This is a genomic window from Pseudomonas sp. BN606, assembly GCF_029873115.1.
Taxonomy (GTDB): domain Bacteria; phylum Pseudomonadota; class Gammaproteobacteria; order Pseudomonadales; family Pseudomonadaceae; genus Metapseudomonas.
In genome coordinates this window covers 299,485-320,474 of the sequence record NZ_SSOF01000080.1, presented here as the reverse complement: position 1 = coordinate 320,474, position 20,990 = coordinate 299,485, and the positions used below count along the sequence as shown (strand labels likewise).

Here is a 20,990-nt window from a genome sequence, read left to right as displayed (position 1 = left end):
GAAGCCCCATGAATGCCGACCTGGACGCCTACCTGAACCACCTGCGCAGCGAGCGTCAGGTGTCGGCCCACACACTGGACGGCTACCACCGCGACCTGCTCAAGGTGCGTGCGCTCTGCGAAAAGTACGGCATTGCCAACTGGAATGACCTGGATGTCCGCAGCCTGCGCAGCTTCGTCGCCCGACTGCATCAGGATGGACTGTCCAGCCGTAGCCTGGCGCGCCTGCTCTCGGCCGTGCGTGGCCTCTATCAGTACCTGATCCGCGAAGGCCGCTGCCGTCACGATCCGGCCAACGGCCTCGCCGCGCCCAAGGGCGCTCGTCGTCTTCCCCGCGCACTGGACGCCGACCGTGCCCAGCAGCTGCTGGACGGCGGCGTGGAAGACGATTTCATCGCCCGCCGCGACCAGGCCATGCTGGAGCTCTTCTACTCCTCGGGCTTGCGCCTGTCCGAACTGGTAGGCCTTGACCTCGAAGGGCTCGATCTCTCTGCGGGCCTCGTTCGGGTACGCGGCAAGGGCAACAAGACCCGTGAACTGCCCGTGGGCAGCAAGGCGCGAGAGGCGCTGGAGGAATGGCTACCCCTGCGCGCTGCGGCCAATCCCGGTGACGGCGCAGTGTTCATCAGCCAACAGGGGCGGCGCCTGACACCGCGCGCCATCCAGCTGAGGGTGCGCCAGGCAGGGGTTCGTGAACTGGGCCAGCATTTGCATCCGCACATGCTGCGCCATTCCTTCGCCAGCCATATGCTGGAGTCATCCCAAGACTTGCGGGCAGTACAGGAGTTGCTCGGCCACGCCGACATCTCCACCACCCAGATCTATACCCACCTGGACTTCCAGCACCTGGCCTCGGTCTACGACCAGGCCCATCCGAGGGCGAAGCGACGGGGAGCCGACGAATGAGTATCCAGTTGATCACCTTCGACCTGGACGACACCCTCTGGGATAACCGCCCGGTGATCGAGGGCGCCGAGACCGCCATGCGCGACTGGTTGATGGAACACACCCCGGCCCTGGGCACCCTGCCGGTAGAACACCTGTGGGCCATTCGTGGCGAGGTCCTGGCCGCAGAGCCCAGTCTGAAGTACCGCCTTAGCGAATTGCGCCGCCGTACCCTGCGCCGCGCACTGGAAGGTGTCGGTTATTCCGCCGACGATGCCGTCGACCTGGCCGAAGGCGCTTTCCAGGCCATGCTCCACGCCCGTCACCGCATCACCTTCTTCCCGGACACCGTGCCCACCTTGGAACGCCTGGCCATTCGCTACAGCCTGGGCGTCATCACCAACGGCAATGCCGACGTCCGCCGCCTGGGTCTGGCCGACTATTTCAAGTTCGCCCTTTGCGCCGAAGAGCTGGGCATCGGCAAACCCGACCCGATGCCCTTCCTCGAAGCGCTCAAGCGCGGCGGTGTCAGCGCTGGGGAAGCCGTGCACATCGGCGACCATCCGGCCGACGATATCGAAGGCGCCCGCCGCGCCGGCCTGCGTGCCATCTGGTTCAACCCGCAGGGGAAGGACTGGACGGGCGAAAGGCTGCCGGATGCCGAGATTTCCAGCCTGGGAGAATTGCCTGGCGTGCTGGCGCGCTGGGCGAAGTGGCACTAAGCGACTCATAGGGTGCGCCATGCGCGCAGCCCGACCGGGAATCGTTGGGCTTCGCTCCGCTCTATACCAACCTACGGCATCGGCAGCCCCGAACGACGGGCAGAGCCTGAGTTCGCACAGACTTTCCCGCCTCCATGAAAAAGCCCGCCAATAGCGGGCTCTTTCGACGGGTGCCAGCCTCAAATGGGGCGGCTGCCGTACTTACTGTCCGGCTTCTTCGGCGGGTCGGCAACCACATTGGGTTCGACCTCCTGCACCTTGCCACCACGGGCCAGGAATTCTTCCATAGCCCTGGCCAGGGCATCGCGCTCTTTCTGCTTGGCTTCGATGCTGGGCAACTCTTCGACTTCGACCGCAGCCTTCGCCTTCTTCCCGGAGGGGGCAGGGGCCTCGCCATCGTCGTCGCTTTCACCATCATCGGCTGCAGCCAGCTCTTCGCCGTCGTCCTCGTCGGCCGCTTCCAGCTCGTCTTGTTCCAGTTCTTCGTCGCTCATGTTCTACCTCATGCCTTGCCAAAGCAGGTTAGTTATAGCCCAGCTGCGCCAGCTTTCTAACGCTGCCGGAAAAAATTCAGGACGCCTCGCCATGCAAGGTCGCCAACACCCGGCGCACGCCGCCCTGGTCGCGGTGCTCACCCAGGTAGACACCTTGCCAGGTGCCCATCGCCAGTTGCCCGTCTCGGACCGGCAAACTCAGCTGACAACCGAGGAGACTGCCCTTGAAATGCGCGGGCAAGTCGTCCGGCCCTTCATAGTCATGTTCATAGCCGCTTTCGCCCTGCGGCACCAGGCGATTGAAGAATCGCTCGAAATCCCGCCTTACCGCGGGGTCGGCATTCTCGTTCACCGTCAGGGAAGCCGAAGTATGTTGCAGCCAGAGGTGCAACAGACCCAATCGGTAGCGCCTCAGTTCCGGCAACGCCGCCAGGATTTCCTCGGTAATCAGATGGAAACCACGCGGCCTCGGATGCAAGGTGATCAGGGTCTGCTGCCACATGCGCAAATACCTGTTGCGGCTCGTACGGCGGGCATTCTAGCGCGGCCGAAAAAAAAACAAAGGGCGCCTTGCGGCGCCCTTTTTGGCTTTCCTGTCGACGACCCCGCCGGCAACCGCCGAACGGGGAAATCGATCGGATCAGAGGTTGTAGCCGCGCTCGTTGTGCTGAGCCAGGTCGAGGCCGACGGTCTCTTCCTCTTCGTTGACACGCAGGCCCATGACCACGTCCAGCACTTTCAGGATCACGAAGGTCACGATACCGGTGTAGACGACGGTGAAGGCCACACCCTCGAACTGGATGAGCAGCTGGGCGCCGATGTTTTCCACGGTGCCGAAACCACCCAGGGCCGGTGCCGCGAACACGCCAGTCAGCAGTGCGCCAACGATACCGCCGATGCCGTGCACACCGAAGGCGTCCAGGGAGTCGTCGTAGCCCAGCTTGCGCTTCAGGCTGGTAGCGCAGAAGTAGCAGACCACGCCGGCAACCAGACCGATGATCAAGGCGCCCATCGGGCCGACGGTGCCAGCGGCCGGAGTAATGGCAACCAGACCGGCGACCACACCGGAAGCGATACCCAGTGCGCTCGGCTTACCGTGGGTCAGCCACTCGGCGAACATCCAGCCCAGGGCGGCGGCGGCAGTGGCGATCTGGGTAACCAGCATGGCCATGCCAGCCGTGCCATTGGCCGCAACCGCGGAACCAGCGTTGAAACCGAACCAGCCCACCCAGAGCATGGCGGCGCCGAGCAGGGTATAGCCCAGGTTGTGCGGAGCCATCGGAGTAGTCGGGTAGCCTTTGCGCTTGCCCAGTACCAGGCAGGCTACAAGACCTGCGACACCGGCGTTGATGTGCACCACGGTGCCACCGGCGAAGTCCAGCACGCCCCAGTCCCACATCAGGCCGCCGTTGCCGCTCCACACCATGTGGGCGATCGGGGCATAGACCAGGGTGAACCAGACAGCCATGAAGATCAGCATGGCGGAGAACTTCATGCGCTCGGCAAAGGCACCCACGATCAGGGCCGGGGTGATGATGGCAAAGGTCATCTGGAAGGTGATGAACACGCTCTCAGGAATCGCGTACACCAGGCTGCTGGTGTTCAGGCCGCTGAGGAACGCCTTGGACAGGCCGCCCACGAAGGAGTTGAAGTTGATCACCCCCTGTTCCATGCCGGTAGTGTCGAAGGCCAGGCTGTAGCCGTAGACCACCCAGAGGATGCTGATCAGGCCGGTGATGGCGAAGCACTGCATCATCACCGACAGAACGTTCTTGGAGCGAACCATGCCGCCATAGAACAGCGCCAGGCCGGGGATGGTCATGAACAGCACCAGCGCAGTAGCGACGATCATCCACGCCGTGTCACCACTGTTCAGCACGACCTCGTCGGCGGCCATGGCCAGGCCGGGGGTAACGAGGGACAAAAGGGCTCCTAGCCCTGCGGCTTTACGCAGAGTCATGTTGTTTTCTCCTGGGGCGTTGGGGTTCGGCGGCTTAGATCGCGTCTGTGCCGGTTTCGCCGGTACGGATACGGATGGCCTGTTCCAGATTGACGACGAAGATCTTGCCGTCACCGATCTTGCCGGTGTTGGCTGCCTTGGTAATGGCCTCGATCACACGATCGAGCTGATCGTCGGCGATGGCCACATCGATCTTCACCTTCGGCAGGAAATCGACAACGTACTCGGCGCCACGATAAAGCTCGGTGTGGCCCTTTTGCCGCCCGAAGCCCTTGACCTCGGTGACAGTGATGCCCTGCACGCCGATCTCGGACAACGACTCACGCACGTCGTCGAGCTTGAAAGGCTTGATGATGGCGGTGACTAGCTTCATGAAACTCTCTCCCGTGTTTTGGTTGACTTGCCCCAGGAAAAACGCGAACCCGGCTCAAGTCTAAGCGCAGTGTCTGGCTTTTGTAACGCGTCGGCCCGCCCTGGCTCGGCACTCCGACACAAACCAACCGCTTCTGGCGAAACACTCCCCCGCCTCGCCCGGTGCACCGGAACTGCATCGGTGCATGCGTCGTTCAGCTCCAAGCAGAATTCTTGCCAGCTCCAGACAAAGTGCCTGTTTTCAATCAGATACTGGCCGGATGCCGCATTTCAGAAGGCCCGATCGTGCGCGCATCGCACCAAAGCAGTGCGCAGCGCTCCAGCCCATTGCTCAATAATTGGGCACCGGGCACTGCCGGCACGGCCCCAGAGAGCACCGTGATAGACTCCCGCTCATTCACTTACGGATACCGCCATGCTGCCGCCCAAAGCCCTGCTCGATACCCTCGCCGCCACTGCCTCGCGCCTGTTCAGCAGCGACAGCCCGTTGCCCCGTGCTGAAATCGAGGCCCAGTTCAAGGTCCTGCTCCAGAGCGCCTTCGGCAAACTCGACCTGGTCACCCGCGACGAATTCGACAGCCAGATGGTGGTACTCGCCCGCACCCGCGCGCGCCTGGAGGCCCTGGAAGCCAAGGTCGCGGAACTGGATGCCAAGCTGAACCCGCCGTCGGCGGAGTGATCCCACTCCGGCCCGGCGGACCGATCAAGGAGTGATCAATGTCCCTGGCCATCGTCCACAGTCGCGCGCAGGTTGGCGTCGAAGCCCCTGCCGTGACCGTCGAAGCGCACCTCGCCAACGGCCTGCCGTCCCTGGCCCTGGTTGGCCTTCCGGAAACCGCCGTGAAGGAAAGCAAGGACCGCGTCCGCAGCGCGATCCAGAACAGCGGGTTCGATTTCCCTCCCCGACGCATCACCCTCAACCTCGCTCCGGCAGATCTGCCGAAAGATGGCGGCCGCTTCGACCTCGCCATTGCCCTTGGCGTGCTCGCGGCCAGCGGCCAATTGCCGGCCGGTGCCCTGGATGAGGTGGAATGCCTGGGTGAACTGGCGCTTTCCGGCTCGCTGCGATCTGTGCAGGGTGTACTCCCCGCCGCGCTCGCCGCTCGCGCCGCCGGGCGGACCCTGGTGGTGCCACGGGATAATGCCGAAGAAGCCAGCCTGGCCGGCGGTCTCAAGGTGCTGGCCGCCTCGCACTTGCTGGAGCTGACCGCGCACTTTGCCGGCCATACCCCACTGCCCTTCTACCAGGCCCAGGGCCTGATGGACGAGCGCCCGCCCTACCCCGACCTCGCCGAAGTCCAGGGCCAGGTCGCAGCAAAGCGCGCCCTCCTGGTCGCTGCGGCTGGGTCGCACAACCTGTTATTGTTGTAGTTCAGTGCACCAATAGATCAGGATCAGCCCCACCATGAAGCCCCTCGCCTACAGCTACATCCGATTCAGCAGCCCAGAGCAGGCCCGAGGCGACAGCTACAGGCGCCAGCGGGAAGCGGCTGAGGCGTACTGCAAGGAGAACGGGCTAGAGCTGGCGGCAGCGAAGGAATACAAATTCTTTGATGCTGGCCGGAGCGCATACAAGGGCAAGCACGTAGACGACACAGGCGAGCTGAAACGCTTCCTTGGCTATGTGGAAGACGGGACCATCAAGCCCGGATCATATCTGCTGGTGGAGAGTCTGGACCGATTATCACGAGAGAAAGTGCGGGATGCCCTGCCCCGCTTCCTCGATCTGCTGGCGAAGGGAATCAACATCTACACCAGTGCAGACAGACGCCTTTACACAAAAGACTTTAACGACATTGATCTGATTGTCTCGATTGTTTCCATGTCCCGTGCCCACGAAGAATCCAGCGTCAAAGGAATGCGGGTTAGTAAGGCATGGCGACAGAAGCGTGATCTTGCACGAACCGAGAAGAAACCACTCGGAGCTGCCTGCCCTTACTGGCTGGAGCTGAAAGATGGCGTATATCAGCCGATCAAGACGCGAGTGGAAGTCATTGAACGTATCTTCAGGGAAGCGATTGAAGGTCGCGGCCAAGTGATCACAGCGAAGCGATTAAACGCAGATGGTGTGCCCGTGTTCGGTAGCACTACCGGCAAGAATGGCAGCAAGCCCCGCAATCAAAGTGGCACTTGGGGAACGAGCAGTGTTGCCAAGATTCTCGATAATCGGGCCGTGCTGGGCGAGTACCAGCCTATGCACTTCCTCGACGGTGTTCGGCAGAACGATGGCGAAGCTGTGGAAGGCTTCTACCCGCGAGTGATCGATGAAGAAGTGTTCCTACGGGCTCAGGCGGCACGGGCCCAGAGAAAACGGTACTCAGTTACCAAGCAGGCCACGGAGTTCAACATCTGGCAGGGGCTGGCCAAGTGTCGTCTCTGCGGCGATGCCCTGCACCTGATCAACAAGGGTAAGCCTCCGAAGGGCTACAAGTATCTGTGGTGCCACTCAGCCAAGAAAGGGAGCTGCACAGGCGGCATGATTCGGGCGGAGTACGCTGAAACCGTCTTCAAGGAAGTTCTGGCAAAGGTGGACGCTATGTCGCTGGTGCATGGTCGTTCCGCTGAAATCCACAGGAGCCTTGAAGCTGCTGAAGGCCAACTGGCGATAGTGGCGAGCAGGCTAGAACAGGCCATTGATGCACACACAGAATTCCCATCCAAACCCAGCGCCCAACTTCTGCAAGCCCTGGAGCTGGAACACGAGCAGCACACATCAAAGCGCGATGAGCTACGCCAGCAACTGGCATCGAGCCGCGTGATCAGCAAAGACGATTTCTTCCAGAGGCTGGACCTTGTGTCCTACGAGGGGCGGGCGGCCGCAAACAGTTTGCTGAAGCGACTCGGCATCCTTGTTCAGTTCCAGAGGTACAACCCGAATAGCTTTACGTGTTGGGTTCTAGATACAACCTACGAGTCAGCGGCGAATGACTTTGACGGGCAACTGTTCGGTATCAAGTATCTCGATGGTGCCGTAGAGGTTCAGGCGATGGACGACGATATCTGGGCGAGGCAGGTCGAACAGGGTGAGCTTGATCCAGACCGAGCAGAGCGTGAACAGGAAGAAGGCATTAGCTGGCACTGGTTCAGCGAGCAGCTAGGGCGGGGAGGCAAGATCGAATGAAGCTCACCCCAAACCAGATCAACGAGACGCACTACTTCGAGAAGTTCAGCCAGCACTACGAGCTTCCACCCGGAACGGTTGTGCACGACGACAAGCCCGATGTGATCATCCAAGGAGAGAGAAGCATCGGCATAGAGATTGCCCATCTCTTCAAAACCGATGGTAGTGATTTTCGGAGCGAGCAGCGCCAACGACAGCAGCGGTTGAAAATCGTAGAACAGGCCGAACGAGAATACCTGTCGAAAGGGGGCAGGAAGATTGAGGTAAGCCTCGACTTTGACCCCAACTTCCCGATTGAGAGGGAGCGTATTCCCCAGATAGTACGTAGCGTGGCAGACCTCGCACTGAAGGCGTCCTCACACCACGATACTTGCGTGATGCGGAATCCCTTGGACGATACGCCGGAACTCTCATTCCTCTTCCACGATGGCAAGGAATACCCCAACAGTAAGTGGCGCTATCAGCAGAGCTACGACGTACCTGCCCTATCAGTCGCACAGGTCAAGGACATGGTGCAACAGAAGATCAGCAAGCTACTGGGCTACACGAAACACGATGCTTACTGGCTGCTGCTAATCGTCGACTTCTGGAATCCCGCACAGGACCAGGGCATTGAGTGGCCTGCTGGTGAGTATCTTGCCTCCACCCCATTCGAGAGAATCCTTCTCTACCGGCCTGCGTTTGCCCAGGTTGTCGAAGTCCCCCAGAGATGAGCTGGGCATCTGAAGACATTTTCCAAAAGGCAGGCAGGGGCAATCGGAAATAGGCTGAGATTTCGGCCAAACAGAATATCGGTCGAGCAACTTCTCAGAGGTGAGAAAATACGGCTCTGGGTGGCGACCTCCTTGATGCCCCAGCCCATCACCCCGGACATCCTGCACTAGGAATTCAAAATATCCTCAGAGGCAGAAAAAAGGCCGCTCATGGGGGCCTGTAGGGTGTCTTCAAAACTGAAGGGTGTCGGTAGTGACTACACCCCCTTCGCCAGCTCCAGTCCAAGGCGCTGCATGACACGCATAACGGCAGTCGGGGACCACTGGCCACCACGAGCTGTTGGGATGCCCTTGGAGGTGAGGCAGTCGGCAACTTGCTGGAGGCTCTTAGCTCCCTTCAGGACACACAGTTCAATGGTGTCTTTCACCACTGCTGCACGGTCGTCAGCCTGCTTGCGCTGGGTGTCGTGGCCCTTGGTGCGGTTGAGCATGCTGCGGCCCTTGGCGAGTGCCTGAGAGCGGTTTTCGATCTTCTGCACTGCGTCTGCATCCCCAGCTTCTGCACGAGCTTCCAGCGACTTGAGAGCGGCCTTGGTGCGTTCGCTGATGAAGGTGCGTTCCTGCTCAGCCAGCATTGCGAACAAGTGGAGCTGCATGGTGTCAGCCTTGGGCATGGTTGCCACCATGAACTTGCTGCGTTTCATCAGGCCAGCGATGTGCTCAACGTCCCGGCTCAGGCGGTCTAGCTTGGCCACTACTACCGGCAGACCATGAGCAAACGCCTTGGCGCCTTCTGGACGCTCCAGCGGGTGGATGGAACCGGAGATACCAACATCAGTGTGTTCAGCTACTACCGTCCAGCCCTGCTGCTCAGCGGCAATGCGGATGTACTCCTGTTGAGCTTCGATACCCAGACCGGATTCACCTTGGCCCTTGGTGGACACTCGGTAGTAGGCGATAACTTCCATGCTGATGACTCCGTTCTGTGGCTGATGGAGTCATTTTACATCTGTTACAACGGTCGTTCAACGATTGTAATGAGCAGAATGGGCCAGATTGGGGGCGACTCCTGCTCGATTGGCGGAGTGCTGGTCAAAGTCATCGGTGAAATCGAATCTGAGTTGAACTGACGTGGTGCAAGCCACCAGCGGCGAAAAGTCAGCTGTAGCGGTAATCGAGGGGGCTTCGCTTAACCCCATCCGGTGGAAATGCTGATGGATAGGGGGCTGTGAGGGTATCGGGAGGAAGGTTCTGTGACCGGAGTGATTGATCTAGTCACGAATTTGATAGTTCTGGATTGCTTACTAGGTTGGATAGACCTTCACCGGCTCCAGCAACTCCGGGTAATCATTGCGAGAATTGCCCACATCTGTCGTAACCGGGTGAACGGCAAAGTCTCTCCGACTCAGGGCAATAGCGCCCTGAACCTGCTCTGTCTTAGTGCTGGGCGATAGCCAGAGGTCGAACTGCTCCGGGTGGAGAATTACCGGCATCCGGTGATGGACGAAGGCTACCGACGGAGTTGCTTCCTTGGTCAACATCGCGCAGGAAACCACTTTCTGTCCTGCTGGCCCGAACCAGGTGGACCAAAGGCCAGCAATCGCCAGTACGCCATCGTCGATGCCGTGATGGTAGTAAGGCTGGTTGACCTTCCGACCTGACCTGCCCCGTACTTGCTGGTGGTTGCTCCATTCGAACCAGCCTTGGGCTGGCATCAGGCAGCGATGTGTCCGCAGACTCTGACGCCACATGGGCTTGTTCGCGGCTTCCTCAGAACGGGCGTTGAAACTGAAGTTGGGCGGCTCGGTTTGATTCCACCAGAAAGGAACAAGGCCCCAACGGGCCGGCACTACCTCTGGCTTACCAAGGTCATCGAGCTTCACCATAGGAACGATGGTCGTGGGCGCTACGTTAAAGCTGCGAATCCAGCGGCCAGAGTTGTGGGCACTGATTTGCCAGAAGTGTTCGATGTCCCAGTCTTCCGGAGAGACGTAGCGTCCGCACATAGCGATCACTCCACTGTCATCGGGGAAGCTTCAGTATTCGGAAAGAATCGCACGCTAGGCATTGGTCTGGCAGCACCCACGTTGCTGTTGGATAGGCGGGCAGGGTACAGAGCCGAACGAACAGAACACGCAGCAGTCACCAGGCTTGGGCCGCAGCAGTGCCTTGCATTGGCTGCACTCGTAGAAGTACTGGCAGGCGTCCGTGAGCATGGCTTCCTGCTGGGCATGGCCACAATGTGGGCAGGTCAATACGGATTCGAGAATGACGGGCATGTCAGGAATGTCGTTGGGGAAAAGAGGCCGCTACGGCTTGCGAGCATGGGGGAGGGATTGCCGCAACGGCCTTAAGGCAACTCGCTCCGCGCTCTGCAGGGGTACTTTAAGTGTAGTGGACTGAGCCGGGACATTGGCTGGAATGGACCGCTACAAGGGGCAAGGATGGAAAGGGAATTCGCTCTGGCAGGGACAGCCGCCGCCATCTGGTTAATGCATATGGGGCGAGTTGCTGCTGTCAGCTACACCGGCGATGCAGACGAAGAAAAAAGCCTGAAACGGGTGAATGCCCTTGTGCTTGCAACGGTTGCCACTACCGCTCGCTTTGCCCTCTATCTGGTGATGACGCTCCCATAGCGTTCCCCGCCCCAAATAGGAAAGCCACCGCGTTCCATTGCTCGATGGGGAGGGAGCGTGCGATGGCTTTCTGTCCTTCTGACGGGACACTTTCACGATACACCCGGTGTACATCGGCAATCGCGAGGGTGATAGACGGCGGAGGGAAAGAAAACCGCCAGGGCGAGCAGCCGCTCTGGGCGTTGGTGCCCCAGCTGACTCATGCCCCGATGTTCGGTCGTTGACTCCTCGGGAGTCAGAACTAGCCTCATCTCGTGGGAAAAATTCCCACGCTTTAGACGGTGCTGACTGGTTTGGAAGGATGGTGCGGAACCGCAGTTGCGCTATCACGCTGCAGATATTGGCCGTGCTGGTTGGCTGGCCGCTCCCCACGGGCGACTAGGTATGGACTGGTTGGCGTTCCCCTGTGTGCATGAGGATCACATCATGAACAGCCGATTGGAGTTACCTGCCTCAGAGACAGCTTTCCCTACAAAGAGGCCCGACCTGATAAGGACTGGATTGCTTGCGCTTGCAGCGTTGTCATCGGGCTTGCTGGGCCAGCAGGCTTATGCCGCTAAAGATGCGGGCTGTGAGGGGGGCGGATTTACCGTCGAGCTTCCGGGAGGGCCTGTCAGCGGACTGACCGAAACGACAATCCCCGCGAGCGGTTTGGGCACTAGCTTCACGGTTCGGGGCAAGTTCGTGGTGTTTGTGGTGGACGCGGCCACGCTGGGTGTTCACAACTACACGCTGACTGGGGCGCCCAATCCGCTGGACATGACCGGTGGTGTGCCGACCACAATATTTGCGAGCAAGACGCCTGATCTTCAGGGTGTGACGTTGAACGGGAACCTGACGCTTGAACTGGATGGCCCGGATGTCCTGCTGGCAAGAAATGGCCCCGGTGTCGGGATGAAAATTCAGGCCAAGGACTGTGCCCAGGGCGGGATATTCCAGATGGAGCCGTCACGGGCGGATGGCCTGACAACCGACTTCACTCACGTACTGGCAGACGGAGTTTTCTACTTCGATAACCCCAACTTCAGGAACGTGAACCTTCCGCTGTGCGTCCCTCCGAACTTCAACCCCAGTTGTGCCCCGGTGCCGGTCACGCCACGGGTCAACTTCGCCAATGACCTATCACCCAAGTTTGTAGGGCGAGACAGTACCCAGGTTGCCACCCGTGTAAGCCAGTTCGGGGGAGTCTCAGTGTGGCGGGTTGCCAGCGGCGGTCGAATGGGTGGTGTGCTGGGTGAAGATTCTGTGGAAGTGGCTCCACCATCCACAAACTGCGTCAAGAACTGCCAAGCCCAGAACCGTGTACGCGGCAAGTTCCCGGTGCTTGGGTTCCCCTTCCCTGTACCGCAGGAAAATAGACTGACGCCACGTTCGCCATGAGACGTTAGGCGCCGAAGTCGAGTTAACCCTAGTAAGGAAAAGAGGCCGTCACGGCTGCGAGCATTCGTTACGGGGAGGAGACGAAAGCACCGTGACGACCTTAGGAAAACAACGTGGCCACCACGGACACGCTGCCAAGTGCCCTTGACTGGGATGTGCCCGTAGTGGCCATTTGTCCTCTCTCTAGGACAAGTTTGAGATTAGTTGGCCGGCATACATCCGTGCCTGTAGGTGATGAGTGGACTGACATACCCGGCAGCGAGCAGTTTTCTGGCCGCCTGATATCCTCCCTGTACTTACTCCTACCTCAGTTGAAGGCCCAGCCCATGCCTGATTCGATGTTCGATGGGATTGTTCGCCGAATGGCCCGAAAGATGGCACAGAAGCACATCGCTCATGCCCTGGACGCATTGCACTATGGAGGGCTGTTCAACTTCGAAGAGTGCAAACAGGAAGCCAGCAAAAGCTTCTGGGCGAGGAAGAGCTGGTTCGCTGTGTTTGATCAGGCTTACTACGGCGAGTGGTACTGGCTGGGTAGTGACGATGCCCTGAAGGGCTGGCGTCGATTCGAGGACGTGGAGGCTTATGTTGACGGCTGGCGGGCTCAGGTCTTGTCGCTGGCGTACAACGGTTGGGTGAATGCACGAGTCATTGAGCAGTTTGGTTGGGTGGATGAGGTGGTGGGGCAGCAGTACGCCAACTGCAAGCGGCACCTCGACAAACTGAACTGGATCGAGGGCCCCCAGGTTCAGAAGAGCGGTGCATTGTCATCCTAAACCGGAGGCAATCCCGCTCCACGTGCTCAATCTTATTTGATCTTGACCGCAAGTTTCTCGACATCTTCGACGAGAGCGGAAGGCGTGCAGTCCAACGCAGCGGCCAGTTTGAAGATGATGGTGAGGGTGGGCTGGTTGATGCCCCGTTCAAGCAGACTCACGTAGTTCCGCTGCACTTCCGCTTCGTGGGCTAGCTGCTCTTGGGTGAGCCCAGCCTCCTTGCGTCTCAGGCGAAGCGCCTTCCCGAATGCCAACCCTACGTCCAAACCGCGTCCCCCACTTGAGTAGGGGAACTCTCGGCTTCGAGGCTGCCTCGGTCTTCACAATATGTTGTGAATTTTCAGGGTGACATGGCACCATTCCGCCAGCATGGCCAGTGGTGGCGAATCACTGCCGGGTAGCATGCGAACCGAGGAGAAGGAGCGAGAGATGAAGACTGGGCTTCAGGGTGTGGTGTTGGCTGGGGTGGTGACGTTGTTGGCTGGGTGTGCTGGTCAGCCGCAGTACCAGATGGTGAAACCGAGTGCGACTCAGGAAGAGGTAGTTCAGGACGATGCTCACTGCCGAATGCTTTCGAGCAACGTGCAGGTGGCTGACTACGAGTACCGGGGCACATTCATGGAGGGGGCCAACATCCTGCATAAGCAGAACCAGACGTACCAGCTCTGCATGACCAGCCGGGGCTATAGCGCTGTGAGGATGAAGTGATGCGGACGTTTAGGAACCCTGCGAACGGCCACACCGAGCAGTTCGAGGATGGAGCTTGGTTCTTCATCGTTCTTTTCGGGCCGTTCTACTTGGCTTACCGAGGGCTGTGGGTTCACTTCTTTATCTGGACGATCTTGGTAGGCGGGTTGACTGGCATCACTGGTGGCCCTGGCTTAATCATCGCGTTGCCTCTCGCCACCATCGTTTACGGCTTCACGATCGGAGGCATCCTTGCCAACTCGTACTTGCGTCGTGGCTGGGAGGAGGTGGCTGATCCGGCTTCCGCTGTTCCAGGGCAGGTGAATGTCAGCACGAATGGTCTACGTGAGTGTCCCTTCTGTGCCGAACTGATCAAGGCTCAGGCCGTGAAGTGCAAGCATTGTGGAAGTGAGGTTGAGCCTGTTCCTGTGCAAGCTGCTGAGGTTCTGAAGCCTGCCAGTACCATTTCAGCAAGGCCCTGGTTCATCACGATCCCCTACAGCTCGAACAATGAGTACCGAGCCATCGCAGAGAAGGTTCGGGAGCTGGGGCACGAAGTCCATTCCGAAACTAGCCTCTACATGCGTGTCGGGCCATACCCAACCAAGGATGCTGCTGGCGAGATACTTCGGCAGTTCATGGCGAATCACGACCTGCATGGCAACTTGGAAGAGGCCGCAGCAGGGTACGTTCCTGTGCCGCGCTGGGACTGAGGCAGTACGCTCGCCAAGCGAGGAAGTGAGATAGCCGGGAACGTGCTTCAGAGGGGGGCGGCATTGCACCGCTCCCATCAAGCGACCTTGGACAACTCCTCAGAGTCGAGGTGTAAGCCTTCCACCAGTACGGGTGGGTACAGCAGCCAATCCGGGTAGCCCTTCCACCCCCAATCGGTGTACTGCTTGCCTCCATGCACGCGACGGAACCGAGGTTGAGCACGGTAACGACGACGCCCCTTATCGATGGCTTCCTTCGCACTCCACAGCAGACCAGTACGGGCCTCCTCGATCTGGGCGAGGGTGACCATGCCCAAGTGTTCCAGCGTATTCCAGACAGGCTCAGCGGCTGTGTACAGCGTGTCGATGGCCACGTCCCAACTCCCAACCTCGCTGGCGACCCAGCTGTATTCATCGGGCGTATCTACCTGCGGCACCAGCGTATCGAGTTGCAGGCGCTTGAGTAGGTGGTCCTCGAAACGCTCCTTGTTGACGTGGAGCCCCTGCAAGGCATTGAAGGCGCCCTGGAGGATGGTTTCCTTCATGTAGCCGAAGTCACGAGCCATGGCAGGGCGAGGGTTTGTCCCCCAGAACAACCCCATGTTGTACTGAAGTGGCTTCCATGTGGCCCTGGCCAGACTCATGAAGCTACGGTGTGACCGTTCCAGCACGTCCTCACTCTCAAGCTGAGCAAGGTAAATGCCTAGCCCCCTCACCAACGGCAGCATGAAACGGCAGTTGTCGGCGTGGCGGCCTGCACCTGTACCGGCAAGACGCTCTAGTTCATCCTCGCACACACACAGGAGAGCCTTGGTGTAGACCTCGGGGCGGAATGTATTCACTTCCTTGCCCTTCTGGAAGGCGTCCATCTTCTCCAGCTCCTCGACTGGCAGTGCCTCTAGTTCCGGCAGTGTCCATTTGCGGTCTAGGTCGGCAACTGCCGTGCCCTTCTGCTGCCGGTTGTAGATTCGTTGAGCGAGGCTGTGGCGCTTGTTCAGTTTGATACTGCCCGCGCTGAGTAGGTAGTCGTCGAACTCTGCACCCAAGAACGCCAGTACCTGCTTGGCGATTGCTGCGGCTGTGGCGTTGGGCTTCACCTTCCACTTGGCCACCAACTTGGAAGCGGGGAGAGACAGACCGGCATCCATGGGCACTGGCTTGTTGTGGTGGCGCCTGTTCGCTTCACTGCAACCAATGAACAGGTTGTGTGGGTGAAGGAGGCCGATGGAGCCATCACGGCCCTTGTGGGGCTGGATATGGCACAGGTTGTACAGGCTCTTCCGCTCATCCTTGTTCCAGCCGTAGCACTTGAAGTAACTGGAATACAGGGAGGCGAGGTCATCCAGGCTCTGGGCGGTGTGGCCGTGCATGATCTGGACTGTTCCGGCATCTCGGCACTTGCTGATTACGTACCCGCCGAAGGAACTCTTCGCCCAGCGTTCAAGCTGGCTGACTACCTTGGCCTTCGCCTTGGCTGCTCGGGCTGCCTTCTCTTTGCAGGAGCGGGAGCAGAACCGCTGGGCCTTATCGGCAATGTACTTCTTGCCTTGGTAATCCGTGCCACAGTTGGCGCAAGTGTACTCACGCTGTCCGGCGTTGTTCTTTACTTCCATGTTCATCCTCGCTAGTCGGGATATTGAAATAGGCGTTGAACGCCTCTGTGATAACTACATTGATTACGCAAGATGGGCTGTTCAACCCTCGCGCTTCCATCAGCGCGATTAACTCCTGCTTGGCCTGATCGTTCAGACTAACTCTCATGCTCTTTCCTCTTGGACTTGGTTATTTTGACCGATATCGGTCGTGTTTATATGCGCTGGAGCCTTAGTGGCACTAAGCATTGCTCTGATTAGCGACGCGCACTTCCGTACTACCTCGAACTCAGCTTCGCGTTTCTCTGGGCAATAGGCGACGAGCAAGTGCGGGCCGGATCGGCTGGCATCAGCAGGAAGTCGATAGCGGGGAGTTTCGCGATAGTCCGTTGCGGACTGGGAGATGCGTCCATTTCTGGACTGAACGACCAAGTTACCACAGTTTCTCGACCTGTCAATAAGGCCTGAAAATTTCTGTTCTTTTCTTTATTTGGCGGAGTTCACTTATGCTCGTTTATATTTGATAACCACGTTCTCAACGAGATCAATGATGAAGTCCGTTGCCTTTACTTCTGATACAGATATGGCAGATGGATGAGCCGCAGTATTGCGTATGCCAAGCTTAACTTCCAGGATCTTCCTTACGTCATTTGTTATAATTCCAGCTTGACGGAGAAGCTCAATAAACTTTCCTTCCGGAATTTCTGAAAAGTCATCTTCCTTTGTTACGGCCGTGATCTTGACTCTCTTGTCGGCATTCAGCGAAAGGACTTGATTGAAATCCCCTAAGTGTTTCTCAAACGTGTACTTGCACAAGTGATCAACTGCAAGCATCCACGTCATAACAATGGCGGCACGCCGGGCGCCAATTTCATAACAGTCTATCGCTTCTTGGAGGAAACTTTGCTCATGCAGGTCGGTTACATTTGGCAAGAGATTTCGTAGCAATAGGCTCGTTTCAACGCGTGCAGGGCCAGAATGCAAAGTCTTTTGAATTTCGAGCTGACTTTGGCGGTTGAGTACGTAACCGTCTTTAAGCTTAAGGAATTTCTGGGATTTCCCCTTAGCAGAGCTTCGGGCTAGGTATTGGCTAATATTGCTGTACGGTGATATGCGTAACTCCGCAAAGCACTTCCCAATCTCAACACTCCGTGCTGCTTGAGCTTCATTAATTACGGTCAAGTAATAAACAAAGTAATCGACCAGCTGTGAAGCCGATCGATTAGCTAGGTCGGGTATGCTAAGAGCGAATGTTTCTAGCTTGCTCATTCAGTCGGCACGTTTTTCGCGAGATCGTGTTCAAGATGATTGCGTCCGGCGATTGTGAGCCGAATTACTCCTGTAGGATCAGTCTCAACCCAGCCTTTAGTCTGGGCAGTGTCCAAGACGCTTTGACGAAGTGCCTTGGGTATTTTAATGCTTGTGGCACGGTAGCAAGTGAACAGGTGGTCTTCATTGATCTCCTCGAAATCCAAGCCGTCTTTGAGGAAATATGTGAAGATCAAGTTGTGCTCCATGTTTGTCTTCGGTGCATATGTGCCATGGAAGTCTTTGAGACGGCCGAGCTTCCCTTTAGTCAGATCAAGGTCGCTAAGAAACTTCGGCTCATTACGCTTCACTTTCCGGGAGGGCGAAGAGTTGCTTGCTCTGGGAGCAGCTGGCTTGGTGGCTTTAGAGGTTGAAGCCGTAGACGGGACTACAGGAGTGGGCTCTTGAAGGGGAATTGGAGCTTCCACGGTTCGACTGACGGGAGTAGGAGTAGATGGAGCGACTTGACCAAGCCGTTCCTTGAAGTCTCCGTAAATCTCCAGAATGAAATCCTCGGTACCTTCAACCTCAATCAGACCCTGGGATAGGTCAATACGCAACTTCGCTGCAGTCATAGCAACTCCGGTCCATGTTGTGCCTGAGGCAGCGGTATATCACATCGCCATCCGTGTAGAACAGCCACAGGCGTTGTTAACTATTATTGGTGTATTCACTTATAACCTGTTGCTTTGCGGGCCGCCCGGCACCGGCAAGACCTTGCTGGCCAGTCGCCTGCCTGGTCTGCTGCCACCGCTGGAAGAGCATGAGGCCCTGGAAGTGGCGGCCATCCACTCGGTTGCCAGCCATGCACCGCTGACGAGCTGGCCGCAACGCCCCTTCCGCCAGCCCCATCACAGCGCCTCCGGTGCCGCGCTGGTAGGTGGTGGTAGTCGGCCGAAGCCGGGCGAAATCACCCTGGCGCATCAGGGCGTGCTGTTCCTCGATGAACTGCCGGAGTTCGAGCGCAAGGTGCTGGAGGTCCTGCGAGAGCCCATGGAAAGCGGTGAGATCGTCATCGCCCGCGCCCATGACAAGCTGCGTTTTCCAGCGCGCTTCCAACTGGTCGCGGCAATGAACCCCTGCCCCTGTGGATATCTCGGCGACCCGGCCGGGCGATGCCGCTGTACCCCGGAGCAGATCCAGCGCTACCGCGCCAAGTTGTCCGGCCCGCTACTTGACCGGATCGACCTGCACCTGACAGTTGCCCGCGAAGCAACCGCCCTGGAGCCACCGACAAGCACGGGGCCCGGCAGCGCGGAAGTTGCCGCGACGGTGGCGCAATCACGCCGCGTGCAACTCCGACGCCAGGGGTGCGCCAACGCCTTCCTCGACCTCAAGGGCCTGCGCCAGCATTGCGCCCTGGAAAGCGAAGACCGCGCCTGGCTGGAAGCAGCCTGCGAACGCCTCAATCTCTCCCTGCGTGCAGCCCATCGCATCCTCAAGGTGGCTCGCACCCTAGCCGATCTGGAGCAGGCCGAAACCATAGCCCGCCATCACCTCGGCGAAGCCCTGCAGTACCGCCCGGAAACCATGACATGAAGCAATAGAAACTATTGCAACTTAGCCAGCGAAAGACTTTTTCTATCGAAATTGCTAGAATTGCGCGCCTTCCGCCCTTGGCGGCCATCCGATTAAAAGGAGAGCTAGCTCAATGGAGGCACGTTCGTCTTCGCAATCCACCCTCAATCCGCCGGTCTTTTTCGGTTCGGCCATCCTCATCATCGCCCTGGTGCTCTACAGCACCCTCGCCCGCGATCAGGCGCAAGCGCTGTTCATCCACATCCAGGACTGGATCATCGTCAACGCCAGCTGGTTCTATGTCCTGACGGTCGCCCTGATCCTCATTACCGTCGTCTTCCTGGCCGTCAGCCGCTTGGGGGACATCAAGCTCGGGCCCGACCATAGCCAGCCCGAATACCGCAACGGCACCTGGTTCGCCATGCTGTTCTCCGCCGGCATGGGCATCGGCCTGATGTTCTTCGGCGTCGCCGAACCGCTGATGCACTACGCCAACCCGCCGGTAGGCGACCCCAACACCGTGGCCGCCGCCAGGGAGGCCATGAAGCTGACCTTCTTCCACTGGGGCCTGCATGCCTGGGCGATCTACGCGATCGTCGCGCTGATCCTGGCGTTCTTCTGCTTCCGCCATGACCTGCCCCTGACGCTGCGCTCGGCGCTCTACCCGCTGATTGGCGAGCGCATCTACGGGCCTATCGGCCACGCTGTGGATATCTTCGCCATCATCGGCACCGTATTCGGCGTGGCCACGTCGCTCGGCTATGGCGTGCTGCAGATCAACAGCGGCCTGAACCAGCTGTTCGGCCTGCCCGTGAGCGTGCCAGTGCAGTTGGGGCTGATCGCCGGCACCTGTGCCCTGGCGACGCTGTCAGTGGCCAGCGGCCTGAACAGAGGCATCAAGATCCTCTCCGAGCTCAACCTGGTACTCGCGGTCATCCTGCTGGTCGTGGTGCTGTTGCTGGGCCCCACCGTGTTCCTGTTCAAGACGTTCATCCAGAACACCGGCGGCTACCTGTCCGAGATCGTCAGCAAGACCTTCAATCTCTACGCCTATGAATCCAGCGACTGGATCGGCGGCTGGACCCTGCTCTACTGGGGCTGGTGGCTGTCCTGGTCGCCCTTCGTCGGCCTGTTCATTGCCCGCATTTCCCGCGGGCGCACCATCCGCCAGTTCGTCTGCGGCGTATTGTTCGTGCCGGCCGGCTTCACCCTGCTATGGATGACCGTGTTCGGCGACTCGGCAATCCACATGGTGCTGCACGAGGGTGTTGGCAGCCTCGCGGACACCGTGGCCCAGGACAGTTCGCTGGCGCTCTTCGCCTTCCTCCAGCAGTTCCCGTTCTCCAGCCTGCTCTCCGTGGTGGCGGTGTTGATGGTGGTGGTGTTCTTCGTCACCTCCGCCGACTCTGGCGCCCTGGTGGTCGACATGCTGGCTTCGGGCGGCCGGGAGGTAACGCCGCTCTGGCAGCGCCTGTTCTGGTCGATCCTGATGGGTGTCGTGGCCATGGCATTGCTGGTTGCCGATGGCCTGAAGGCCCTGCAGACCGCGACCATCGCCAGCGCCCTGCCCTTCGCCGTGGTGCTGCTGGCGGCGACCTGGGGCCTGCTCAAGGCGCTGCGCCTGGATGCCACCAAGCGTGGCATTCGCTACCAGGCCCTCAACCTCTCGCGCCCACCCCATCGCCAACAAGGCGGCTGGCAACGGCGCCTGCGCAACATCCTGATGTTCCCGCGCCGCACCCATGTCACCCGATTCATCGAGGAAGTCGTACGACCCGCCTGCCAGGATGTGTCCGAGGAGCTGCGCAAGCAGGGCTACGACGTGGACATACAGAACGGTCATGACGGGCGCTGCAAGTTGAATGTCGGTCACGGCAGCGAAGTCGATTTCAGCTACGAGGTCCGCCCCCGCGCCCTGCCGCTACCGCGCTTCGCGGGCCGTGATGGCAACGACGAAGGCACTGACGCACGCAAGTACTTCCGCGCCGAGGTGTACCTGCGTGAGGGCGGGCAGGACTACGACGTAATGGGCTGGAGCCGAGAGGAAGTGATCGGCGACTTGCTCGACCAGTACGAGAAGCACCTGCACTTCCTGCACGTCGTGCGCTGAGGGG

The 20,990-nt window shown here is 59.2% G+C and carries 23 protein-coding genes and 1 pseudogene; 13 read left to right on the top strand and 11 right to left on the bottom strand.

Annotated features, from left to right (window positions below):
* Positions 1 to 8: 8 nt before the first annotated feature.
* Together xerC and E8E75_RS24195 are read left to right on the top strand one after the other, a co-directional pair.
* A complete protein-coding gene (gene xerC / locus E8E75_RS24200) occupies positions 9 to 905 on the top strand; it encodes a tyrosine recombinase XerC (RefSeq protein WP_120653969.1) in 897 nt (298 codons plus the stop codon).
* A complete protein-coding gene (locus E8E75_RS24195; RefSeq protein WP_120653968.1) occupies positions 902 to 1,606 on the top strand; it encodes an HAD-IA family hydrolase in 705 nt (234 codons plus the stop codon). The genes xerC and E8E75_RS24195 overlap by 4 nt, the downstream gene beginning before the upstream one ends.
* A gap of 179 nt (positions 1,607 to 1,785) precedes the next feature.
* Here the strand turns inward: E8E75_RS24195 and sutA are convergent, their stop codons facing one another.
* The 4 genes from sutA to glnK form a co-directional block, all read right to left on the bottom strand.
* Positions 1,786 to 2,100: a transcriptional regulator SutA gene (gene sutA / locus E8E75_RS24190; protein ID WP_120653967.1), complete on the bottom strand. Its 315-nt coding sequence runs from the start codon at positions 2,098 to 2,100 to the stop codon at positions 1,786 to 1,788.
* Between the two features lie 76 nt (positions 2,101 to 2,176).
* Positions 2,177 to 2,602, bottom strand: coding sequence for a secondary thiamine-phosphate synthase enzyme YjbQ (locus E8E75_RS24185; RefSeq protein WP_120653966.1), 426 nt, complete (start codon positions 2,600 to 2,602; stop codon positions 2,177 to 2,179).
* Between the two features lie 138 nt (positions 2,603 to 2,740).
* On the bottom strand, positions 2,741 to 4,060 hold the full coding sequence (locus E8E75_RS24180) for an ammonium transporter (RefSeq protein WP_120653965.1): 1,320 nt from the start codon (positions 4,058 to 4,060) through the stop codon (positions 2,741 to 2,743).
* A gap of 34 nt (positions 4,061 to 4,094) precedes the next feature.
* Positions 4,095 to 4,433, bottom strand: coding sequence for a P-II family nitrogen regulator (glnK, locus tag E8E75_RS24175; protein ID WP_003457590.1), 339 nt, complete (start codon positions 4,431 to 4,433; stop codon positions 4,095 to 4,097).
* Positions 4,434 to 4,847: 414 nt separating this feature from the next.
* On the opposite strand from glnK, the gene E8E75_RS24170 reads away from it, so the two are divergent.
* The 4 genes and pseudogenes from E8E75_RS24170 to E8E75_RS24155 all read left to right on the top strand — a co-directional run bounded on the left by E8E75_RS24170 (position 4,848) and on the right by E8E75_RS24155 (position 8,266).
* Complete coding sequence (locus E8E75_RS24170; protein WP_120653964.1) at positions 4,848 to 5,111, top strand: accessory factor UbiK family protein; 264 nt, start codon at positions 4,848 to 4,850, stop codon at positions 5,109 to 5,111.
* A 38-nt stretch (positions 5,112 to 5,149) separates the two neighbouring features.
* Positions 5,150 to 5,797 (top strand): annotated as a pseudogene (locus E8E75_RS24165) (magnesium chelatase domain-containing protein); the annotation flags it as partial.
* Between the two features lie 40 nt (positions 5,798 to 5,837).
* Positions 5,838 to 7,553, top strand: coding sequence for a recombinase family protein (locus tag E8E75_RS24160; protein ID WP_280359862.1), 1,716 nt, complete (start codon positions 5,838 to 5,840; stop codon positions 7,551 to 7,553).
* Complete coding sequence (locus E8E75_RS24155; RefSeq protein ID WP_280359861.1) at positions 7,550 to 8,266, top strand: hypothetical protein; 717 nt, start codon at positions 7,550 to 7,552, stop codon at positions 8,264 to 8,266. The genes E8E75_RS24160 and E8E75_RS24155 overlap by 4 nt, the downstream gene beginning before the upstream one ends.
* Before the next feature lie 257 nt (positions 8,267 to 8,523).
* Here the strand turns inward: E8E75_RS24155 and E8E75_RS24150 are convergent, their stop codons facing one another.
* The 3 genes from E8E75_RS24150 to E8E75_RS24140 form a co-directional block, all read right to left on the bottom strand.
* The gene (locus tag E8E75_RS24150) at positions 8,524 to 9,234 is read right to left on the bottom strand and encodes a recombinase family protein (protein ID WP_280359859.1); all 711 of its coding nucleotides are present in this window, start codon (positions 9,232 to 9,234) and stop codon (positions 8,524 to 8,526) included.
* 336 nt (positions 9,235 to 9,570) lie between these two features.
* Positions 9,571 to 10,272 (bottom strand): SOS response-associated peptidase, encoded by a 702-nt coding sequence (locus E8E75_RS24145; RefSeq protein ID WP_280359858.1) that lies wholly within the window; start codon positions 10,270 to 10,272, stop codon positions 9,571 to 9,573.
* Positions 10,273 to 10,326: 54 nt separating this feature from the next.
* A complete protein-coding gene (locus tag E8E75_RS24140; RefSeq protein ID WP_280359857.1) occupies positions 10,327 to 10,545 on the bottom strand; it encodes a GDCCVxC domain-containing (seleno)protein in 219 nt (72 codons plus the stop codon).
* 165 nt (positions 10,546 to 10,710) lie between these two features.
* On the opposite strand from E8E75_RS24140, the gene E8E75_RS24135 reads away from it, so the two are divergent.
* From E8E75_RS24135 to E8E75_RS24125, 3 genes are all read left to right on the top strand, one after another.
* Positions 10,711 to 10,902, top strand: a complete 192-nt coding sequence (locus E8E75_RS24135; protein WP_280359856.1) for a hypothetical protein — start codon at positions 10,711 to 10,713, stop codon at positions 10,900 to 10,902.
* A gap of 426 nt (positions 10,903 to 11,328) precedes the next feature.
* A complete protein-coding gene (locus E8E75_RS24130; protein WP_280359855.1) occupies positions 11,329 to 12,282 on the top strand; it encodes a hypothetical protein in 954 nt (317 codons plus the stop codon).
* Positions 12,283 to 12,608: 326 nt separating this feature from the next.
* Positions 12,609 to 13,058 carry a hypothetical protein gene (locus tag E8E75_RS24125; RefSeq protein WP_280359854.1) on the top strand — a complete coding sequence of 150 codons (450 nt, stop codon included), beginning with the start codon at positions 12,609 to 12,611 and terminating at the stop codon, positions 13,056 to 13,058.
* Between the two features lie 32 nt (positions 13,059 to 13,090).
* On the opposite strand, the gene E8E75_RS24120 is transcribed toward E8E75_RS24125, so the two are convergent.
* The gene (locus tag E8E75_RS24120) at positions 13,091 to 13,312 is read right to left on the bottom strand and encodes a helix-turn-helix transcriptional regulator (protein ID WP_280359853.1); all 222 of its coding nucleotides are present in this window, start codon (positions 13,310 to 13,312) and stop codon (positions 13,091 to 13,093) included.
* Positions 13,313 to 13,487: 175 nt separating this feature from the next.
* Between E8E75_RS24120 and E8E75_RS24115 the strand changes: the two genes are divergently transcribed.
* Both E8E75_RS24115 and E8E75_RS24110 read left to right on the top strand, forming a co-directional pair.
* Positions 13,488 to 13,766, top strand: a complete 279-nt coding sequence (locus E8E75_RS24115) for a hypothetical protein (protein ID WP_280359852.1) — start codon at positions 13,488 to 13,490, stop codon at positions 13,764 to 13,766.
* The gene (locus E8E75_RS24110) at positions 13,766 to 14,458 is read left to right on the top strand and encodes a hypothetical protein (protein WP_280359851.1); all 693 of its coding nucleotides are present in this window, start codon (positions 13,766 to 13,768) and stop codon (positions 14,456 to 14,458) included. Before E8E75_RS24115 ends, E8E75_RS24110 begins: the two co-directional genes overlap by 1 nt.
* A 77-nt stretch (positions 14,459 to 14,535) precedes the next feature.
* On the opposite strand, the gene E8E75_RS24105 is transcribed toward E8E75_RS24110, so the two are convergent.
* From E8E75_RS24105 to E8E75_RS24095, 3 genes are all read right to left on the bottom strand, one after another.
* Complete coding sequence (locus tag E8E75_RS24105) at positions 14,536 to 16,071, bottom strand: hypothetical protein (protein WP_280359850.1); 1,536 nt, start codon at positions 16,069 to 16,071, stop codon at positions 14,536 to 14,538.
* A 483-nt stretch (positions 16,072 to 16,554) separates the two neighbouring features.
* A complete protein-coding gene (locus E8E75_RS24100) occupies positions 16,555 to 17,319 on the bottom strand; it encodes a hypothetical protein (protein ID WP_280359849.1) in 765 nt (254 codons plus the stop codon).
* Positions 17,316 to 17,933, bottom strand: coding sequence for a hypothetical protein (locus tag E8E75_RS24095; RefSeq protein ID WP_280359878.1), 618 nt, complete (start codon positions 17,931 to 17,933; stop codon positions 17,316 to 17,318). The genes E8E75_RS24100 and E8E75_RS24095 overlap by 4 nt, the downstream gene beginning before the upstream one ends.
* Here E8E75_RS24095 and E8E75_RS24090 point away from each other — a divergent pair.
* Together E8E75_RS24090 and betT are read left to right on the top strand one after the other, a co-directional pair.
* Positions 17,863 to 18,897, top strand: coding sequence for a YifB family Mg chelatase-like AAA ATPase (locus E8E75_RS24090; protein ID WP_280359848.1), 1,035 nt, complete (start codon positions 17,863 to 17,865; stop codon positions 18,895 to 18,897). The two genes, E8E75_RS24095 and E8E75_RS24090, sit on opposite strands and share 71 nt — an antisense overlap.
* Before the next feature lie 112 nt (positions 18,898 to 19,009).
* The gene (gene betT / locus E8E75_RS24085) at positions 19,010 to 20,986 is read left to right on the top strand and encodes a choline BCCT transporter BetT (RefSeq protein WP_153919080.1); all 1,977 of its coding nucleotides are present in this window, start codon (positions 19,010 to 19,012) and stop codon (positions 20,984 to 20,986) included.
* The last annotated feature ends 4 nt before the right edge of the window (positions 20,987 to 20,990 follow it).

Coding starts and splice junctions, on each gene's coding strand:
- xerC (WP_120653969.1), top strand. CDS start 9: ATGAATGCCGACCTGGACGCCTACCTGAACCACCTGCGCAGCGAGCGT.
- E8E75_RS24195 (WP_120653968.1), top strand. CDS start 902: ATGAGTATCCAGTTGATCACCTTCGACCTGGACGACACCCTCTGGGAT.
- sutA (WP_120653967.1), bottom strand. CDS start 2,100: ATGAGCGACGAAGAACTGGAACAAGACGAGCTGGAAGCGGCCGACGAG.
- E8E75_RS24185 (WP_120653966.1), bottom strand. CDS start 2,602: ATGTGGCAGCAGACCCTGATCACCTTGCATCCGAGGCCGCGTGGTTTC.
- E8E75_RS24180 (WP_120653965.1), bottom strand. CDS start 4,060: ATGACTCTGCGTAAAGCCGCAGGGCTAGGAGCCCTTTTGTCCCTCGTT.
- glnK (WP_003457590.1), bottom strand. CDS start 4,433: ATGAAGCTAGTCACCGCCATCATCAAGCCTTTCAAGCTCGACGACGTG.
- E8E75_RS24170 (WP_120653964.1), top strand. CDS start 4,848: ATGCTGCCGCCCAAAGCCCTGCTCGATACCCTCGCCGCCACTGCCTCG.
- E8E75_RS24160 (WP_280359862.1), top strand. CDS start 5,838: ATGAAGCCCCTCGCCTACAGCTACATCCGATTCAGCAGCCCAGAGCAG.
- E8E75_RS24155 (WP_280359861.1), top strand. CDS start 7,550: ATGAAGCTCACCCCAAACCAGATCAACGAGACGCACTACTTCGAGAAG.
- E8E75_RS24150 (WP_280359859.1), bottom strand. CDS start 9,234: ATGGAAGTTATCGCCTACTACCGAGTGTCCACCAAGGGCCAAGGTGAA.
- E8E75_RS24145 (WP_280359858.1), bottom strand. CDS start 10,272: ATGTGCGGACGCTACGTCTCTCCGGAAGACTGGGACATCGAACACTTC.
- E8E75_RS24140 (WP_280359857.1), bottom strand. CDS start 10,545: ATGCCCGTCATTCTCGAATCCGTATTGACCTGCCCACATTGTGGCCAT.
- E8E75_RS24135 (WP_280359856.1), top strand. CDS start 10,711: ATGGAAAGGGAATTCGCTCTGGCAGGGACAGCCGCCGCCATCTGGTTA.
- E8E75_RS24130 (WP_280359855.1), top strand. CDS start 11,329: ATGAACAGCCGATTGGAGTTACCTGCCTCAGAGACAGCTTTCCCTACA.
- E8E75_RS24125 (WP_280359854.1), top strand. CDS start 12,609: ATGCCTGATTCGATGTTCGATGGGATTGTTCGCCGAATGGCCCGAAAG.
- E8E75_RS24115 (WP_280359852.1), top strand. CDS start 13,488: ATGAAGACTGGGCTTCAGGGTGTGGTGTTGGCTGGGGTGGTGACGTTG.
- E8E75_RS24110 (WP_280359851.1), top strand. CDS start 13,766: ATGCGGACGTTTAGGAACCCTGCGAACGGCCACACCGAGCAGTTCGAG.
- E8E75_RS24105 (WP_280359850.1), bottom strand. CDS start 16,071: ATGGAAGTAAAGAACAACGCCGGACAGCGTGAGTACACTTGCGCCAAC.
- E8E75_RS24100 (WP_280359849.1), bottom strand. CDS start 17,319: ATGAGCAAGCTAGAAACATTCGCTCTTAGCATACCCGACCTAGCTAAT.
- E8E75_RS24090 (WP_280359848.1), top strand. CDS start 17,863: ATGAAATCCTCGGTACCTTCAACCTCAATCAGACCCTGGGATAGGTCA.
- E8E75_RS24095 (WP_280359878.1), bottom strand. CDS start 17,933: ATGACTGCAGCGAAGTTGCGTATTGACCTATCCCAGGGTCTGATTGAG.
- betT (WP_153919080.1), top strand. CDS start 19,010: ATGGAGGCACGTTCGTCTTCGCAATCCACCCTCAATCCGCCGGTCTTT.